Here is a 15,809-nt window from a genome sequence, read left to right on the forward strand (position 1 = left end):
CTGGCGTCGGCTCACGAGACGAGCCCGCCGAGGAATTGGAAGATATTGAGCTTCTGTAGGTCGTTCCACGTCGCGAACAACATAAATCCCGCCAGAAGCGCAAGACCTGCGCGATAGCCCATCTCCTGATACCGCGCCGCCACGGGCCGCCGGGCCACGGCTTCATAGCCGTAGAAAAGCAGATGGCCGCCGTCCAGCACAGGAATGGGCAAGAGGTTTAGAAAGCCGATTCCGATCGAAAGTATGGCGGCGAAGGTTGTAAGCGTCAGCAGAAGATTGATCGCAATGGCCCCGGGATCCGGATTGGCCTCGACCGCAGCCGTCGTCAGGGATCCGGTCGCCTTGGCTATGCCGAGCGGGCCGCTGAATTGATCGCCGGACTCACGTCCCGTCACCAGCCGTCCGAGATAGGTCAGGGTCGATCCGATGACATCGCCGGTCTGACGTACGCCCTCAGCCACAGCCTCGACAGGGCCATAGCGGACATGGCGCAAGTCACCGGGCGCAGGCGCGAGGCCCAGGCCGATACGGCCGACCTTGACCCGCCCAGCGATGGGGTCGTTTTCCTCGCGACGTTCGGGCGTCGCCGTCAGCTCCACAGCCTGTCCCTGGCGTTCAACGGTGAAACGAACCGGATCGCCGCTCGAAAGCATGACTGTGCGCGTCACCTCGCCGCCGTCCTTGATCGCCTTGCCGTTCACGCCCGTGATCAGGTCCCCGACCTGGAAGCCCGCAGCAGCGGCAGGCGAACCGGCCTGCACCTGCGCCACACGCGCAGGCCGCAACTGCGTGCCCACGCTCATGAAGACGATTGCGAAGATGGTGATGGCCAGGAGGAAATTGGCCGCGGGGCCAGCCGCGACGATCAACGCGCGCTGCCAGAGCGGCTTGAAATGGAAATAGTCGCGCTCTGCACCCGGACCGCGCTCGGCGATCACCCGCTGACGCAACTCCGCCAGACCCGCCTGATCCGGCACGCTTGAAGCATCAAGGTCACCCGAGAACTTCACATATCCGCCCAGGGGCATCCAACCGAACCGCCATTCGATCCCGTGCCGGTCGGTACGGCTGAAGATCGCCTTGCCGAAGCCGATAGCGAAACGGTCCACCTTCACGCCGAAGGCGCGGGCGACCAGGAAGTGACCCAGCTCATGGATGGTGACGATGAAGGTCAGCACCAGCAGGAACGGCACGATGTAGATCAGGATCTGACCCAGGGCGCCCAGCATTGTAAAATCGTCTCCCCAGGCCGATCAGGCCGCATTCGCCAGTCCGGCGATTATGGACCCGGCCATAAGACGGGCCTCGGCATCGACCGCAAGGGCCGCGCCACAGGCGTCTCCAGAGCCGAAAACCATCCCCGCTTTCGTCGCACGCTCAAGGGTTTCGGCGACGACTGCGGCAATATTGAGAAAGCCCAGCTTGCGGTCAAGAAATGCGAAGGCCGCGACCTCGTTGGCGGCGTTGAACACAGCGGGCGCAGCGCCGCCGGCCGCAAGCGCCTGGCGCGCCAGATCAAGGGCCGGAAACCGCGCCAGATCAGGCGCCTCAAACGTGAGACGCCCAAGCGCAGCAAGGTCAAGCCGAGGCGCCGGCCAGGCGATACGGTCCGGCCAGGCCAGGGCGCAGGCGATCGGCGTGCGCATATCCGGCGGCCCCATCTGGGCCAGGGTGGAACCATCCACATATTCCACAAGGCTGTGGATAATCGACTCCGGATGGACCACTACGTCGATCCGCTCCTGCGGCATGGCGAACAGATAGGCGGCCTCGATCATCTCCAGGCCCTTGTTGGCCATGGTGGCGCTATCGACCGAAATCTTGGCGCCCATGCTCCAGTTCGGGTGGGCCACCGCCTGTTCGGGCGTGACGCCCGCCATCTGCGCACGGTGCGTCTGTCGGAACGGGCCGCCGGACGCCGTCAGCACCAGCTTCGCCACCTGTTCAGGCGCCTCTGCGGGAAAGACCTGGAAGATCGCCGAATGTTCGGAATCAACCGGGATCAGCCGCCCCCCTGCCCGCTTGACCCGCTCGATCAGCGCCGGCCCACAGCAAACGAGGCTTTCCTTGTTGGCCAGAGCCAGGATCGCGCCTGTGCTCGCCGCCGCCCAGGCCGACTTCAGACCCGCCGCCCCGACAATCGAAGCCATGATCCAGTCCGCCGGCCGCGTCGCCGCCTCGACGATCGCGGCCTCGCCCGCGGCCACGGCCACGTCAGTTCCCGCCAAGGCGTCGCGCAAATCGCCCAGCTTCGCCGGATCGGCCGTCACCGCCAGTTTCGGCTTCCAGCGTCGCGCCTGCTCCGCCAGTTTCTTGATATTGGCGCCGCCCGTCAGGGCCTCGACCTCGAAATCGCCAGTGCCGGTCGTCTCGGCCTGATCCATCAGATCAAGGGTCGAAGAGCCGACTGAGCCGGTGGAACCCAGCACCGTGACGCGACGCCGGATCAAAATACGCCGCTTTCCAGAAGGACGACCAGCAGCCGTCCGGCGGCCACGACCACCACGGCGAACATCATCCCGTCCACGCGATCCAGCAGCCCCCCGTGACCCGGGATCGTATTGCCCGCGTCCTTGACCCCGAACCTCCGCTTGAGGGCTGATTCCCAGAGATCTCCCGCCATGGTCGCCAGCGCCGCAGCCAGGCCCAAGATTGCGCCCCAAAGGATGGTCAACCGCCCCATATCGAACCAGGCCGTCAACGCGGCGCCGGCGACCGCACCGGCCAGGATGCCGCCGACAAAGCCGGACCAGGTCTTGTTGGGGGAATAGCGCGGCCACAGCTTGGGTCCGCCGATCGTCGATCCGGCCAGATAGGCCAGGATGTCGGCCGACCAGGTCACAGCGAAGACGAGCGCCGTCCAGTGCAACCCGACCGGACTTTCGCCGTCACGCAGCCAGATCAAGAGGACCGACGGCCAGCCCAAATACAGGACGCCATAGGCCGCATCGATCGCCTGTTGTTCCTGTTTGCGGGCGTAAAGACCGGCCGCAGCCGCGCCGAACACGAGGACGACGAACGCCGCGGACATGACGCCGAAATAGGCGCTGATAATCGAAGCCATCACAGCGAGAGCAACCGCGACACCGACCGGACGCCGCGCTTTCGGCGCGCTCATGGCGCCCCATTCGAAGGCCAGAACCACACTGGCCGCCAGCACCAGAGCCAGAAACCACACCCCGCCGAACCAGGTGGCGGCGACCGCCGCCGGCGCCAGCACGGCGGCCGAAGCCGCCCTCAGCGCGATATCACGTCCCTTGACCGCCATCAGGCCGGCACACAGGCAGGCGCAGGCTCTCGTCCGCCATAGCGGCGCTCACGTTGGGCGAAGGCCGCGACCGCCTCGCCCAAGGCCTTAGGGCCGTAGTCGGGCCACAGGACGTCCTGGAACACCAGTTCGGCATAGGCGGCTTCCCAAAGCAGGAAGTTCGAAAGCCTCTGCTCGCCGGACGTGCGGATGATCAGGTCCAACGGCGGCGACCCGGCCGTCGCCAGCCCGGCCGCGAAATTCTCTTCGTTCAGCGGCTCGGTCGTCTCGCCCGCCAGGATCCGCTCCGCATGCCGCCGCGCGGCATCGACCAGATCCGCCCGACCGCCGTAGTTGAAGGCGACCTGAAGGATGAACTTGTCATTGTGCGCCGTCTGGGCCTCGGCCTTGTCGATTATCGCGGCGATGTCGGCCGGCAGCCCCTCGCGACGCCCCAGGATGCGCAGACGCACGCCCGCCTTTTCCAGACGGGCCAGATCGCTGGACACATAGGTCCGCACCAGCCCCATCAGATCGGAGACCTCCTCTGCGGGACGGCTCCAATTCTCGGTCGAGAAGCCGAACACGGTCAAACAGCGGATGCCGAAATCAGGCGCGGCCTGGATGGTTCGTTTCAGAGCTTGAACACCCTCGCGGTGGCCCAGCGCACGCGGCAGGCCACGCGCCTTCGCCCAGCGTCCATTGCCGTCCATGATGATGGCGACATGGCCAGGTCCATGCGGACGCAAGCCAGAAGGCGCGGCGCTGTCTGCCGTCATCTTTTGTTCGATCCCTTCCGCCCCAAGCCGATCCGCCTCAGACCTGCATGATCTCTTGTTCCTTGGTCTTCAAGGCCTCGTCGATACGCTTGATGGCGGCGTCGGTTTCCTTCTGGATGTCCGCCTCCAGCTTCTTCTGCTCGTCCTGACTGATCTCTCCGGCCTTTTCGGCCTTCTTCAGATCGTCATTGGCGTCGCGGCGCACGTTGCGCACGGCGATTTTCTGCTGCTCGGAGTATTTGCCGGCCAGCTTGACCAAGTCCTTGCGGCGCTCCTCGGTCAGCGGCGGCACGGGGATGCGCAGGGTCTGGCCGTCGACGATGGGGTTCAGGCCCAGGTTGGCGTTGCGAATGGCCTTTTCGACCGCGACCACCATCCCCTTGTCCCAGACGTTCACGGAGATCATCCGCGGTTCGGGCACGCTGATAGCGGCCACCGCCGACAGCGGCGACGCCGATCCATAGGCCTCGACCCGCACGGGTTCCAGCAAGCCGGCGTTGGCGCGTCCGGTGCGCAGGCCGCTGAACTCTTCCTTCAGCGCCACGACCGCCTTTTCCATGCGGTCGCGATAGGTTTTCACTTCGGGCTTGGCCATGGTCTTGGTCTCTCTCGTCTCTAACTGGTCGTCCGAACGATCAGGCAGGGTCCTGAATGATCGTGCAGGTGCCTTCTCCGGTCAGGGCCCGGCGCAGGGAATCGTCTTCGCGGATCGAGAAGACGACGATCGGAATGCCCGTGTCACGCATCATGGCGATGGCGGAGGCGTCCATGACCCGCAGATCCTTGGCCAGGACGTCCTGATAGGTCAGGGTCTCATAACGGGTCGCGGTCGGGTCCTTCTTGGGGTCGGCCGTATAGACGCCGTCCACGCTGGTGCCCTTCAGCAGGGCGTCGCAACCCATTTCGGCGGCGCGCAAGGCAGCGCCAGAGTCCGTGGTGAAGAAGGGCGCGCCCACGCCGGCGGCGAAGATCACGACGCGGCCCTTCTCGAGGTGGCGCAACGCCCGACGGCGGATGTAGGGCTCAGCGATGGCCGCCATCGGAATGGCGCTCTGGACCCGCGTCGAGACGCCGATTTTTTCCAGCGCCGACTGCATGGCAAGAGCGTTCATGATGGTCGCCAGCATGCCCATATAGTCGGCCTGGGCGCGCTCCATGCCCGCAGCCGCCTTGGACAGGCCGCGGAAGATATTGCCGCCGCCGATCACGAGGCAGATCTCGACGCCCTCAGCGGCGACCTGCGACACAGCCTTGGCGACCGTATCCACGGTCTTCATGTCGACGCCGAAGGACTGATCGCCCATCAGCACCTCGCCGGAAACTTTCAGCAGGACGCGTTTATAGCGGAAGTTGGAGGGGGCGTCGGGCATGCGGGTAGGTCCGTTGTCTGCGGCGCCGTTGAATCAGGCGACTTCTTATAGACGAAGGGCGCGCCGACCATCAAAGCCGAACGCGCCCTTCTGATAGAAATCCCTCACGAATGAGGGAGTGAGGTTTAGTTGCCGCCCATCATCGAGGCGACTTCGGCCGCGAAATCGGGGCCTTCGACCTTCTCGACGCCTTCACCCAGGGCCAGGCGGACGAAGCCGGCCAGGTGCAGGTTAGAGGAGCCCAGTTCCTTGGCCGAGTTGGCGACCAGCTGTTCGATGGTCACGTCCGGGTCCATGACGAAGGGCTGCTTGGACAGCACGACGTCCTTCTGGAACTTGTTGATCTGGCCTTCCACGATCTTGGCGATCATGGCTTCCGGACGACCTTCTTCCTTGGCCTTTTCGGTCAGAACGGTGCGTTCCTTCTCGATGGCGGCGGGATCCAGGTCGTCGGTGTTCAGCGACAGCGGCGCCGTGGCGGCGACGTGCATGGCGATCTTGCGGCCCAGTTCGCGCAGGGCGGTCTTGTCGCCCTCGCCTTCCAGGGCGACCAGCACGCCGATACGGCCCACGCCGGGCGAAACCGCGTTGTGGACATAGGTCGAGACGACGCCTTCCGACACCGACAGGCGGGCGGCGCGGCGCAGTTGCATGTTCTCGCCGATGGTGGCGATCATATTGGTCACTTCGTCCTGAACCGTCTTGCCGGCTTCCAGTTCGGCGCCGTGCAGGGCCTCGACCGAATGATGCTCCAGGCCCAGCTGGGCGAACGACTTGGCGGCGTTCTGGAACAGCTCGTTACGGGCGACGAAGTCGGTCTCGGCGTTGAACTCGATGGCGGCGGCGACTTCGCCCTTGCCGTCTTCCTTCGACGCAACGGCGACCAGGCCTTCAGCGGCGACGCGGTCGGCCTTCTTGGCGGCCTTGGACAGGCCCTTGGCGCGCAGCCAGTCGATTGCTGCTTCGATGTTGCCGTCGTTTTCGACCAGCGCCTTCTTGCAGTCCATCATGCCGACGCCCGAACGCTCGCGAAGTTCCTTCACGAGGGCGGCAGTGATCTCGGCCATGTTCTTCTCCTTGGGGGATTTCGTATGTGGGAACGGCCGGGCTGACTTAGCCCGGCCGTGTGTCAGTTCAAACCACGGCCTTCAGAATGACGCTCAAGTCGCGAGCCGCTGCGCGGCAAGCATAGCGTCAAAGGAATGGCCGTCAGGCGTTAGCCTGCAGCCTGTTCGGTCTCGACCGCGTCCAGGGCTTCGGTGTTGGCCGAGGTGTCGTCCGAGGCCAGCAGTTCGGCGGCGACTTCTTCCGTACCAGCCGGCGCGGCGTCGGCTTCGACCGGGGTCGAGGCTTCACGCAGCATGGGCTCTTCCGGATTGATCGCAGCGCCCAGGTCCACGCCCGAGGCGGAGGCGCCGGCGGCCAGGCCGTCCAGGACGGCGTCGGCGATCAGGTCGCAGTAGGTCTGGATGGCGCGGGCGGCGTCGTCGTTGCCCGGGACCGGATAGGTGATGCCGTCCGGATCCGAGTTGGTGTCCAGGATGGCGATGATCGGGATGTTCAGCTTGCGGGCTTCCTGGATCGCGATCGCTTCCTTGTTGGTGTCGATCACGAACATGATGTCCGGGATCGAACCCATGTCCTTGATGCCGCCCAGCGACAGTTCCAGCTTGTCCTTCTCGCGCTGCAGGTTCAGCAGCTCCTTCTTGACGCGGCCTTCGCCGCCGTTCTCGAGGATGCCTTCCAGTTCGCGCAGGCGAGCGATCGAGCCCGAGACGGTGCGCCAGTTGGTCAGCGTGCCGCCGAGCCAACGGTTGTTCATATAGTACTGGGCGCAGCGCTTGGCGGCTTCGGCGACCGGATCGGCGGCCTGGCGCTTGGTGCCGACGAACAGAACGCGACCGCCCTTGGCGGCGACGTCACGCACAGCCACCAGAGCCTGGTGGAACAGCGGCATCGTCTGCGACAGGTCGATGATGTGGATGTTCGAGCGCGAGCCGAAGATGTAACGGTCCATCTTCGGGTTCCAGCGGTGCGTCTGGTGGCCGAAGTGGGCGCCCGCTTCCAGCAGGGTGCGCATCGAGAATTCAGGCAGAGCCATGATCGTTAGTTCCTTTTTCCGATCAAACGTGGCGCGGGGATTAAAGGTCTGATGACCCTCGGAATGGAGCGTATCGGGATGTCTCCCCGAAACGCGCCTCGCCCGCGTTGCGAAGTGCGGGGGCCATGTAGGCGGGATGGCCCGCAATAGCAAGCTCTGCATCCACAAAGGCGAAAGGCGGCCCCTTTCGGGACCGCCCTCTGCATCGATCTGAAGGATCAGATTACATGCCGTTGACCAGGACCTGGGCCCGGTCTCGGTGTTTCGTGATCGTCGGGATCATCTCTTGCGCCAAGGTCGCCAAGACCGGGGCGTCGGAATTGTCCGAGAAGCCGTTCAACAGCGTCAGGGTTTCGTTGTGCGCGGCCATCTGCTGATCCAGATAGACCCTGTCGAAGTCGTCAGGCGCCGCAGCGTTCAGATTGTCGATCATGCCCTTTCGGCGTTGGTCCAGCGCGGTCGGCAAGACGACGTCAGGCGCCGCGGTGGACGCTGTTGACAGTAGTTTTTCGCCGGCGGCCGTATGATCCTCAAGGATCGTCGAGGCCAGAGCCTTGACGTCAGCGTTGCTGGCCTTCGTCTGGGCGATCCGGGCCGCCTCGATCTCATACATATTGCCCACTGCCAGGCTCGTAACGAAGCCGTCGACGGTATTGGCGCCCAGAGTCGCGGCGGAGGTCTGGCCGACCACGCCGGCGGTCGCGTCCTGCGTGGTGTTCACCGCCTCGCTTGCGTTCTGAGCCGCCGTGTCGTCGCCCTGGTTACAGGCCGCAAGAAGCGCCAGCGACGCGGCGCCGGCGATAAGAATATTCTTCATTGGTTGTCTCCCTTGAGACCCAAACAATCCCTCCGCCACAACGGGGTTCCACAATTTCATAAGCTTAGCCTTGTTCCGGCTTGAGGCTTCCGGCTCTCGCTCAACTCGCACAACAATGATATTCTGACATGGGGAATGGGGGATGCAGCTATGGCTTGGCGGGCCAGCCTCGGGGCGATTTTTGCGGCGGCGGCCCTCGGGGCCGGCGTCGCGTGGACACAGGCGCAGCCTCCGCAGGCGAACCGACCGCCACCCTCTGGCCCGACGCCGGCGGAGGTTCCCCTGTCCCGTAGTCGCGCGGACCAGGCCGCCGTCGGCGCCGCGCGACAGGATCCGCTTGCAGGGCGTCTTCGAAGCCTTCTGGGTCAGGACAGGGCAACGGCCCCTCTCCTATCGCAGATCGAGGCCTCCCCTGTGCCGGTGCTTGGTCCCGCCGCCCCCAGCCTGCTCAGCACCGCCCGCTTCTACCCGGGCGACCGTCAGTACACGCTGGTGGTCCGCAAGGCGGGTTTGATCATAGAGATTTTCGGCTCGATCCGCGCGCTTCAGTCACCGACGGGTGCGGCGGCCCCTGCCCCGGTCCCCGTCGCGCCGCAGCCTCGAGCCCTCGCGAGGGCGCCGGCGGCAGCGGCTGCGGCACGCAGCGTGGCGGCGGAGCGAGGCCTCACGCAGATCCATATCGAACAGACGGAGTATGGCGTCGATCTCGCCTTTGTTCGGTTCGGCGCCGCCTATAATCTGACCTTCGTCTGTGACTCTATGGGACCGCCGAACTGTACGGAGGCGGCAGCCCTGGCCTTCGCCGCGTCTTTGCAACTGCTGGGCGGAGGCGGACAATGAAACGCCTGGCCCTCCCCGCTCTTCTTCTGCTGGCCGCCTGTTCACCGTCGGGCTGCGGCCAGACCACGCCGCCGGTCGACCCACCGGCTGCGCCCACGCCTCCCGTCTCCCCGCCCGAGCCGCCCCCAGCTCCGCCGACGCCGGAGCCCGTCACTTGGCCGCACGAACCCGCCGGAAGCCTCTATCCAGGGTCGGGTTCCGGGGCGACGGACGTGACTGTTTGGGCGCCGGGGATGCGGTTTCCCATGGAGGCGGCGCCGGCCTTCGCCAACTCCCAGGTCTATGGATACGGCGGCTATCACGCGCCGGGAGAAGGCGGACAGTGCGATAGTCGCAACTACGCCTATCCCTGGCGGGACAACTTCTGCGAAAGCCGGTCCTGGACCAACGGCATGTGTCCCAGCGGCAAGGGGCACCAGGGGCAGGACATTCGGCCCGCGACCTGCGTCAAGAAGGTCCACGCCGTGGTCGCGGCCGAGTCCGGTACGGTGACCTCCATCGGCAGCTATACCGTCTTCATCCAGGGGGCCAGCGGCCGGATCTATCGCTATCTGCACATGGACATGCCGGGCGTGCGAGCCCTGATCCATGAGGGGCAGGCCGTGACCCGGGGGCAGAAGATCGGCACGGTCTCGGCCGACTTCGGCGGCAACGCGACCACCATCCATCTGCACTTCGAGATCAAGGCGCCGGTGACCTCGGGCGGGTCGACGGCGGTGATCTTCGTGCCGGTCTATACCAGTCTGGTGGACAGTTATGGACGGCTGTTGAACACCCCCGGCGAGGCCTGATCCCCCTCAAGGGGCGTCAGGCAGGCTGTATTCCAGGTCGTAGCGGTGTTCGCCCTCGACGATGGTCAGATGGAAGACGCCGCTGATCCCGGCCAGTTCACCCTCGCCCGAACCGGGGACGATGGTGATCAGGAGGTCCTGCGCGCCGGCGTCCATCACCCCACGATGGACCATGGCGAAGGCTCCACGGCGGCCATCCAGCACGCCCGTCACCCGCTCCATGGCGACATAGGCGCCCGATCGACCGGCCATGAGGCCGAGCATTTCGCCGGCCCCGCCGCCTTCAAACGCGCCGTGGAAGGTCTTGGCCAGCAGCATGCGGCCCGGGGCGCCGGCGGGCGCATCCGGGTCGGGCGCGACGGGCGTGATCTGGACGTCGAAGGTTCCAACGGCGTGGGACATGACGGGGCTCCTGACGGCGGGCGCTGCCGCGGTCGCGATGGGGGCGGGATCGGAGACGGCGGCCAACAGGGCGACGGTCAAAATGAGGGCGATCATCAGGCCTCCTCCAACATCAGAACGCCCGGCGCCGACTTCAGCGCGCCGCGCAAGGCGCCGTCGAGCCGGTAACGGCCGGGCAGTTTGACCTCGACCTCCTGAAGGCCTTCCAACGAGGCGATCAGCGACACCTCGCCGCCCTTGCCGATGGCGCCCGAACGCGCCCGCTCCAGCCGGGCCTTCAGGGCGTCGGCGTCGGCGGTGCGGGCCGAGACGTGGATACGCAGGCCGATGTTGGCGTCGTCCAGCAGATTGTCCATCCGGCTGGCGTCGTCGCCGAAGAAGCGCACCTCGCCTTCCGAGGCCTTGGCGCGGACCCGCACCATGACCGAGGCGCCCGGCTCCAGCACCTCGCGGCATTTGCGCAGCTGTTCGGGCGGGAACAGGCATTCGAACTCACCCGTCGGGTCCGAGAAGGTGACGAAGGCGAATTTCTCGCCGGTGCGGGCGCTGGCGCGTTCCTGCTTGCGGCGGACGACACCGGCCATCTGGAAGGCCTCGTGGCCCGACTCCGCCAAGGGAATGGCCTCGGCGACGAAGGTGACGCGCTTGCGTTTCAGGGCCGAGGTCATCTCGTCCAGCGGGTGGCCCGACAGATAGAAGCCGACCGCCGAGAGTTCGTGGTCCAGACGTTCCGGCCCGACCCAGGGGTCGACGCTCTTCAGGCGGGGCCGGCCCACATGGGCCTGATCGCCGCCGAACAGGGAGACCTGGGACGAGGCGCGCTCGGCCGCCACGCTCTGGCAATAGGCCATCAGGACGTCGGCCTGTTCGACCAGTTGGCGGCGGTTGGGGTGGATGCTGTCGAAGGCCCCGGCCTTGGCCAGGCCTTCCAGCGCACGCTTGTTGACGCTGCGGGGATCGACCCGCTCGAGGAAGTCGAAGATGTCGGCGAACCGACCGCCGGTCTGGCGCACCTCGATCACGTGACGCATCGCCTCGAGACCCACGTTGCGGATCGCGCCCAGAGCATAGAGGACCGAACCCCGACTGTCGTCCCAGGCCACGTCGAAGTCAGCCGAGGACCGGTTCAGATCGGGCGGCAGCACCGGCACGTCGAAGCGTTTGGCGTCCTGATAGAAGACCGCCAGCTTGTCGGTGTTCGACAGGTCCAGGCTCATGGACGCCGCGAAGAATTCGACCGGATGATTGGCCTTCAGCCAGCCGGTCTGGAACGAGATCAGGGCATAGGCGGCGGCGTGCGACTTGTTGAAACCATAGCCGGCGAACTTGGCCACCAGGTCGAAGATCGAGCCGGACTGGGTCTCAGGGACGGTCTTCTCAAGCGCGCCCTTGACGAAGCGCGCCCGCTGGAAGTCCATCTCCTCCTTCTTCTTCTTGCCCATGGCGCGACGCAGCAGGTCGGCCTCGCCCAGGCTGTAGCCCGCCAGGATCTGGGCGATCTTCATCACCTGTTCCTGGTAGATGATGACCCCATAGGTCTCGGTCAGCACCTCTTTCAGACTGGGGTGGAGATAATCGACCTCGGCCCGACCGAATTTGCGGTCGATATAGGTGTCGATCATCTCCATCGGCCCCGGCCGATACAGGGAGATCAGGGCGGTGATTTCCTCGATGGAGCCGCAACGCATCTTGCGCAGGGTGTCGCGCATGCCCTGGGATTCCAGCTGGAACACCCCGACCGTCTGGCCCGAAGCCATCAGCTCATAGGTGCGGGCGTCATCCAGCGGCAGACCGTTCCAGTCCGGGGCCGCGCCGCGCCGTTCCAGATAGCCCCGCGCCCGATCCAGCACGGTCAGGGTCTTCAGGCCCAGGAAGTCGAACTTCACCAGACCCGCCGGTTCGACCCATTTCATGTTGAACTGGGAGGCCGGAATGGTGGAGCGCGGATCCTGGTACAGGGGCACCAGTTCGACCAGGGGCCGGTCGCCGATGACGATGCCGGCCGCGTGGGTCGAGGCGTTGCGGTACAGCCCCTCAAGCTCCAGCGCGGTTTCCAGCAGGGTGCGAACCGCAGGCTCGGCGTCCCTCGCCTCCTTCAGGCGCGGCTCGAGGTCGATGGCCTGGGCCAGGGTGACGGGCGCGGCCGGGTTGTTCGGCACCATCTTGCAGAGCCGGTCCACCTGGCCCAGCGGCATCTGCAGCACCCGACCGACGTCGCGCAGCACGGCCCGCGCCTGAAGCGTGCCGAAGGTGATGATCTGGGCGACCCGGTCCTTGCCGTAGTGGGCCTGAACATAGTCGATCACCTCTTCGCGCCGCTCCTGGCAGAAGTCGATGTCGAAGTCGGGCATGGAGACCCGTTCGGGGTTCAGGAACCGCTCGAACAGCAGGCCGAACCGCAAGGGGTCCAGATCGGTGATGGTCAGGGACCAGGCGACCAGCGACCCGGCCCCGGAGCCCCGTCCCGGCCCCACCGGGATGCCGTGTTCCTTGGCCCATTTGATGAAGTCCGACACGATCAGGAAATAGCCGGGGAAGCCCATCTGCTGGATGATGCCGACCTCCCACTCCAGCCGGCTCCAGTATTCCTCGACCGGCACGGCCGGCGTGATCTGGCTGAGGCGGACCTTCAGCCCCTCGCGCGCCTGGTGCGCCAGTTCGTCGGCCTCGGACCGCCCTGCGCCGGTGTCGAAGCGCGGCAGGATGGGGGCGTGGGTCTTGACCAGGAAGGCGCAGCGCCGGGCGATGTCGATGGTGTTGTCGCAGGCCTCGGGCAGGTCGGCGAACAGGGTCCGCATCGCCTCGGCCGACTTGAACCAGTGTTCCCCGGTGATGCGGCGACGGTCTTCCTGGCCGGTGAAGGCGCCGTCGGCGATGCACAGCAGGGCGTCGTGGGACTTCGCCTGGGCCGCCTTGGCGTAATAGACGTCATTGGCGGCGACCAGGGGGACGTCGTTGGCATAGGCCCATTCGACCAGACCCGGCTCGGCCCGGCGTTCGTCGTCCAGGCCGTGGCGCTGAAGCTCGACATAGAAGCGGTCGCCGAAGACGGACTTCATTGTCGCCAGGGCGGCCGCCGCCTCCGTGGTCTTGCCCTGTACGAACAGGGGATCGACCGGGCCGTCGGGCCCGCCCGACAGCAGGATCAGGCCTTCGGACCGCGCCTCGATCAGGCTCCAGGCCACGCCGGGCTCGGCCATTTCGCCGGCGTCCAGATAGGCCGAGGACGACAGGGCGCACAGGTTTCGCCAGCCCGCCTCGTTCTGGGCCAGGAGAACCACGGTCGGGGTCTTGGCCCAGCGGACGGATTGCTGGCCGCCGATGCCCAATACCGGAAGCGCGCAGGCGATGATCGGCTGGACGCCCGCGTCCTTGGTGTACTGGCTGAACTCAAGCGCGCCGAACAGATTGGTCCGGTCGGCGATGGCCACGGCCGGCATGCCGGCGTCGGCCGCCAGCTTGCCCAGCTTGCCGGCCTTGATCGCCCCCTCCAGCAGCGAATAGGCCGAGCGGACCCGCAGATGGACGAAACCCTGACCTTCTGCCGCGCTCACCCGTCCACTCCTTCAGCTAGACCGCAGATAAGACCCCGACTCGGTCACCGCACCAATGGCGGGTCGCATCGTGTCGTAAAAACAGGGTGACAAACCGCCAAACCGCCAAACATGCAGTCAGACCGAGGTGACCATCAGGGCCGCCTGCCAGGCCATCCAGACGAAGCCGCCGCACGATGCAAGCGACAGCATATCTCTCATCAAACGCGGCATGGTCTTATCCCCAGGTCGATCAATGTTCCTGACTTGTTCTATGTTCCCTCATTGTTCTCGTCAACCCCCGCTCTTAGCCCCAGGCGGGCGGGGTTGAAACCAATCGCCCCGGCGCGTCGTATGGGCTTTGCAGAAAGGGAGATGTCCCATGGCCAAGACCCGCACCTTCGCCGCCGCCCTGGCCCTGTCGCTGATCGTCGGCCTGTCGCCGCTGGGCGCCGCCGACGCGCAGAACCAAGCCGCCACCCAGACCGCCGTCTTCGCCGGCGGCTGTTTCTGGTCCGAGGAAAAGGCGTTCGACGGCCTGCCCGGCGTCCGTTCGGCCGTGTCGGGCTTCGTCGGCGGCCAGACGGCCAACCCGACCTATGAGCAGGTGGTGCGCGGCGGGACCGGCCATATGGAGGCGGTCCAGGTCACCTTCGATCCGCGTGTCGTCAGCTATCGCGCCCTGGTCGATCGCTACTGGCGCACCATCGATCCGACCGATCCGGACGGACAGTTCTGCGATCAGGGGCCGTCGTATCGCACAGCCGTCTTCGCCACGGCGGATCAGCGAACGGCGGCGGTCGCATCGCGCGATGCGGCGATGCGGGTGCTGGGCAAGAGCTTCACCACCCCGGTCGTCGGGGTCCAGCGGTTCTGGCCCGCAGGGGCGGAGCACCAGGACTACGCCCGCCGCCACCACGCCCATTACGAAGCCTACCGCCAGGGCTGCCGCCGGCCCCAGCAGTTGCGCGCCATCTGGGGCGACGCGGCGGTGGGGTGATTGGAGAGTGCAAGCTACGGCATCTTCGAGCGGACGCGACGTGACGTGCCGAGCCGAAGTCGATAATTGAGTGTCCCGGCCCGCTCGATGCGCCCTTCTCGTTCTGACTAGTTCCTATTGCCAACCGAGGCTTAGCTTCCCATGCTACGCTCCGAGGAGATCATCCAATGGAAGTCAAAGAGGCCATTCGTCTCGCTAAAGGCTACGTTGCCGACGTATTCAGTGACGAAGATCCAACCAATGTCGGCCTAGAAGAAGTCGAGTTCGACGATGCGGATCAGATCTGGAACGTGACCATTGGCTTTTCACGTCCTTGGAACAGCACCAAGTCGCTGATTGCGAACCTGTCGGGAGAAGCCCCTCCAAAGAAGAGAGCTTATAAGGTCGTCCGCATACGGGACAATGACGGCAAGATGATCGCCATCAGGCGTCGCGATATTGTCGCAGCCGATTAGTGCCGCGCGCCACTGTCGCCCTTGATACGAATTTAGCCGTTCTTCTAGCGGTTGGTACGGCCAATCCCGACTACATCGAGAAACACAGGCGCCTACGCGTCTACGACAAGACAGATTTTCTTTTGCTGGACGAACTGCTGGGCGCAGCAGATGGGATCATCTGGTGTCCGCATGTGCTCGCTGAGACGTCCAATCTGGCGCGATATGTGAACGACCCCATCCGGGTCGAAGTCGCCCAAGCTTTATCCATTCTGATTTCCAAATACCCTGAAGCCAACATCGTCAGTGCAGAGGCGTCAAAACATAACGCCTATATGCGCTTGGGTTTAACCGACAGCGTAATGCTCATACTCGCGTCCACAGGCGCGACATTGCTCACCGACGATCTCGACCTTCATGTCGCTGCGCTAAGTGCGGGTCACGACAGCATCAACTTCAATGAATTCAGGGACCAGGACCTTCATTAAGCCTGGC

At 65.3% G+C, this 15,809-nt stretch carries 16 protein-coding genes; 5 read left to right on the forward strand and 11 right to left on the reverse strand.

Features of this window, described 5'->3' with window-relative positions; all coding sequences use genetic code 11:
- Positions 1–11: 11 nt before the first annotated feature.
- The 9 genes from OU998_RS11555 to OU998_RS11595 form a co-directional block, all read right to left on the reverse strand.
- On the reverse strand, positions 12–1,229 hold the full coding sequence (locus OU998_RS11555) for a M50 family metallopeptidase (RefSeq protein WP_267513668.1): 1,218 nt from the start codon (positions 1,227–1,229) through the stop codon (positions 12–14).
- Between the two features lie 24 nt (positions 1,230–1,253).
- Positions 1,254–2,450 (reverse strand): 1-deoxy-D-xylulose-5-phosphate reductoisomerase, encoded by a 1,197-nt coding sequence (gene dxr, locus OU998_RS11560; protein WP_267513669.1) that lies wholly within the window; start codon positions 2,448–2,450, stop codon positions 1,254–1,256.
- Complete coding sequence (locus tag OU998_RS11565) at positions 2,447–3,268, reverse strand: phosphatidate cytidylyltransferase (RefSeq protein WP_267513671.1); 822 nt, start codon at positions 3,266–3,268, stop codon at positions 2,447–2,449. The genes dxr and OU998_RS11565 overlap by 4 nt, the downstream gene beginning before the upstream one ends.
- Complete coding sequence (gene uppS / locus OU998_RS11570; protein ID WP_267513673.1) at positions 3,268–4,026, reverse strand: polyprenyl diphosphate synthase; 759 nt, start codon at positions 4,024–4,026, stop codon at positions 3,268–3,270. The genes OU998_RS11565 and uppS overlap by 1 nt, the downstream gene beginning before the upstream one ends.
- Before the next feature lie 37 nt (positions 4,027–4,063).
- On the reverse strand, positions 4,064–4,621 hold the full coding sequence (gene frr / locus OU998_RS11575; protein WP_267513675.1) for a ribosome recycling factor: 558 nt from the start codon (positions 4,619–4,621) through the stop codon (positions 4,064–4,066).
- Positions 4,622–4,661: 40 nt separating this feature from the next.
- Positions 4,662–5,396, reverse strand: a complete 735-nt coding sequence (gene pyrH / locus OU998_RS11580) for a UMP kinase (RefSeq protein ID WP_267513678.1) — start codon at positions 5,394–5,396, stop codon at positions 4,662–4,664.
- Positions 5,397–5,521: 125 nt separating this feature from the next.
- The gene (tsf, locus tag OU998_RS11585; protein WP_267513680.1) at positions 5,522–6,463 is read right to left on the reverse strand and encodes a translation elongation factor Ts; all 942 of its coding nucleotides are present in this window, start codon (positions 6,461–6,463) and stop codon (positions 5,522–5,524) included.
- 149 nt (positions 6,464–6,612) lie between these two features.
- Positions 6,613–7,497, reverse strand: coding sequence for a 30S ribosomal protein S2 (gene rpsB / locus OU998_RS11590; RefSeq protein ID WP_267513682.1), 885 nt, complete (start codon positions 7,495–7,497; stop codon positions 6,613–6,615).
- Positions 7,498–7,720: 223 nt separating this feature from the next.
- On the reverse strand, positions 7,721–8,314 hold the full coding sequence (locus OU998_RS11595; RefSeq protein ID WP_267513684.1) for a DUF4142 domain-containing protein: 594 nt from the start codon (positions 8,312–8,314) through the stop codon (positions 7,721–7,723).
- Positions 8,315–8,728: 414 nt separating this feature from the next.
- Here OU998_RS11595 and OU998_RS11600 point away from each other — a divergent pair, with 414 nt between their 5' ends.
- Positions 8,729–9,154, forward strand: a complete 426-nt coding sequence (locus OU998_RS11600) for a hypothetical protein (RefSeq protein WP_267513685.1) — start codon at positions 8,729–8,731, stop codon at positions 9,152–9,154.
- 233 nt (positions 9,155–9,387) lie between these two features.
- A complete protein-coding gene (locus OU998_RS11605; RefSeq protein ID WP_267513687.1) occupies positions 9,388–9,945 on the forward strand; it encodes a M23 family metallopeptidase in 558 nt (185 codons plus the stop codon).
- Positions 9,946–9,951: 6 nt separating this feature from the next.
- Here OU998_RS11605 and OU998_RS11610 read toward each other — a convergent pair whose 3' ends face one another.
- Both OU998_RS11610 and dnaE read right to left on the reverse strand, forming a co-directional pair.
- Positions 9,952–10,443, reverse strand: coding sequence for a DUF3224 domain-containing protein (locus OU998_RS11610; RefSeq protein ID WP_267513688.1), 492 nt, complete (start codon positions 10,441–10,443; stop codon positions 9,952–9,954).
- Complete coding sequence (dnaE, locus tag OU998_RS11615; protein ID WP_267513689.1) at positions 10,443–13,901, reverse strand: DNA polymerase III subunit alpha; 3,459 nt, start codon at positions 13,899–13,901, stop codon at positions 10,443–10,445. Before dnaE ends, OU998_RS11610 begins: the two co-directional genes overlap by 1 nt.
- Before the next feature lie 361 nt (positions 13,902–14,262).
- On the opposite strand from dnaE, the gene msrA reads away from it, so the two are divergent.
- From msrA to OU998_RS11630, 3 genes are all read left to right on the forward strand, one after another.
- Entirely contained in the window at positions 14,263–14,880 is a 618-nt protein-coding gene (msrA, locus tag OU998_RS11620) for a peptide-methionine (S)-S-oxide reductase MsrA (protein WP_267513691.1), read from the forward strand.
- A gap of 167 nt (positions 14,881–15,047) precedes the next feature.
- Complete coding sequence (locus OU998_RS11625; RefSeq protein ID WP_267513693.1) at positions 15,048–15,335, forward strand: hypothetical protein; 288 nt, start codon at positions 15,048–15,050, stop codon at positions 15,333–15,335.
- Complete coding sequence (locus tag OU998_RS11630) at positions 15,335–15,802, forward strand: PIN domain-containing protein (protein ID WP_267513694.1); 468 nt, start codon at positions 15,335–15,337, stop codon at positions 15,800–15,802. The genes OU998_RS11625 and OU998_RS11630 overlap by 1 nt, the downstream gene beginning before the upstream one ends.
- The last annotated feature ends 7 nt before the right edge of the window (positions 15,803–15,809 follow it).

Source organism: Brevundimonas sp. SL130 (assembly GCF_026625805.1).
In the GTDB taxonomy this organism is placed as follows: Bacteria; Pseudomonadota; Alphaproteobacteria; order Caulobacterales; family Caulobacteraceae; genus Brevundimonas.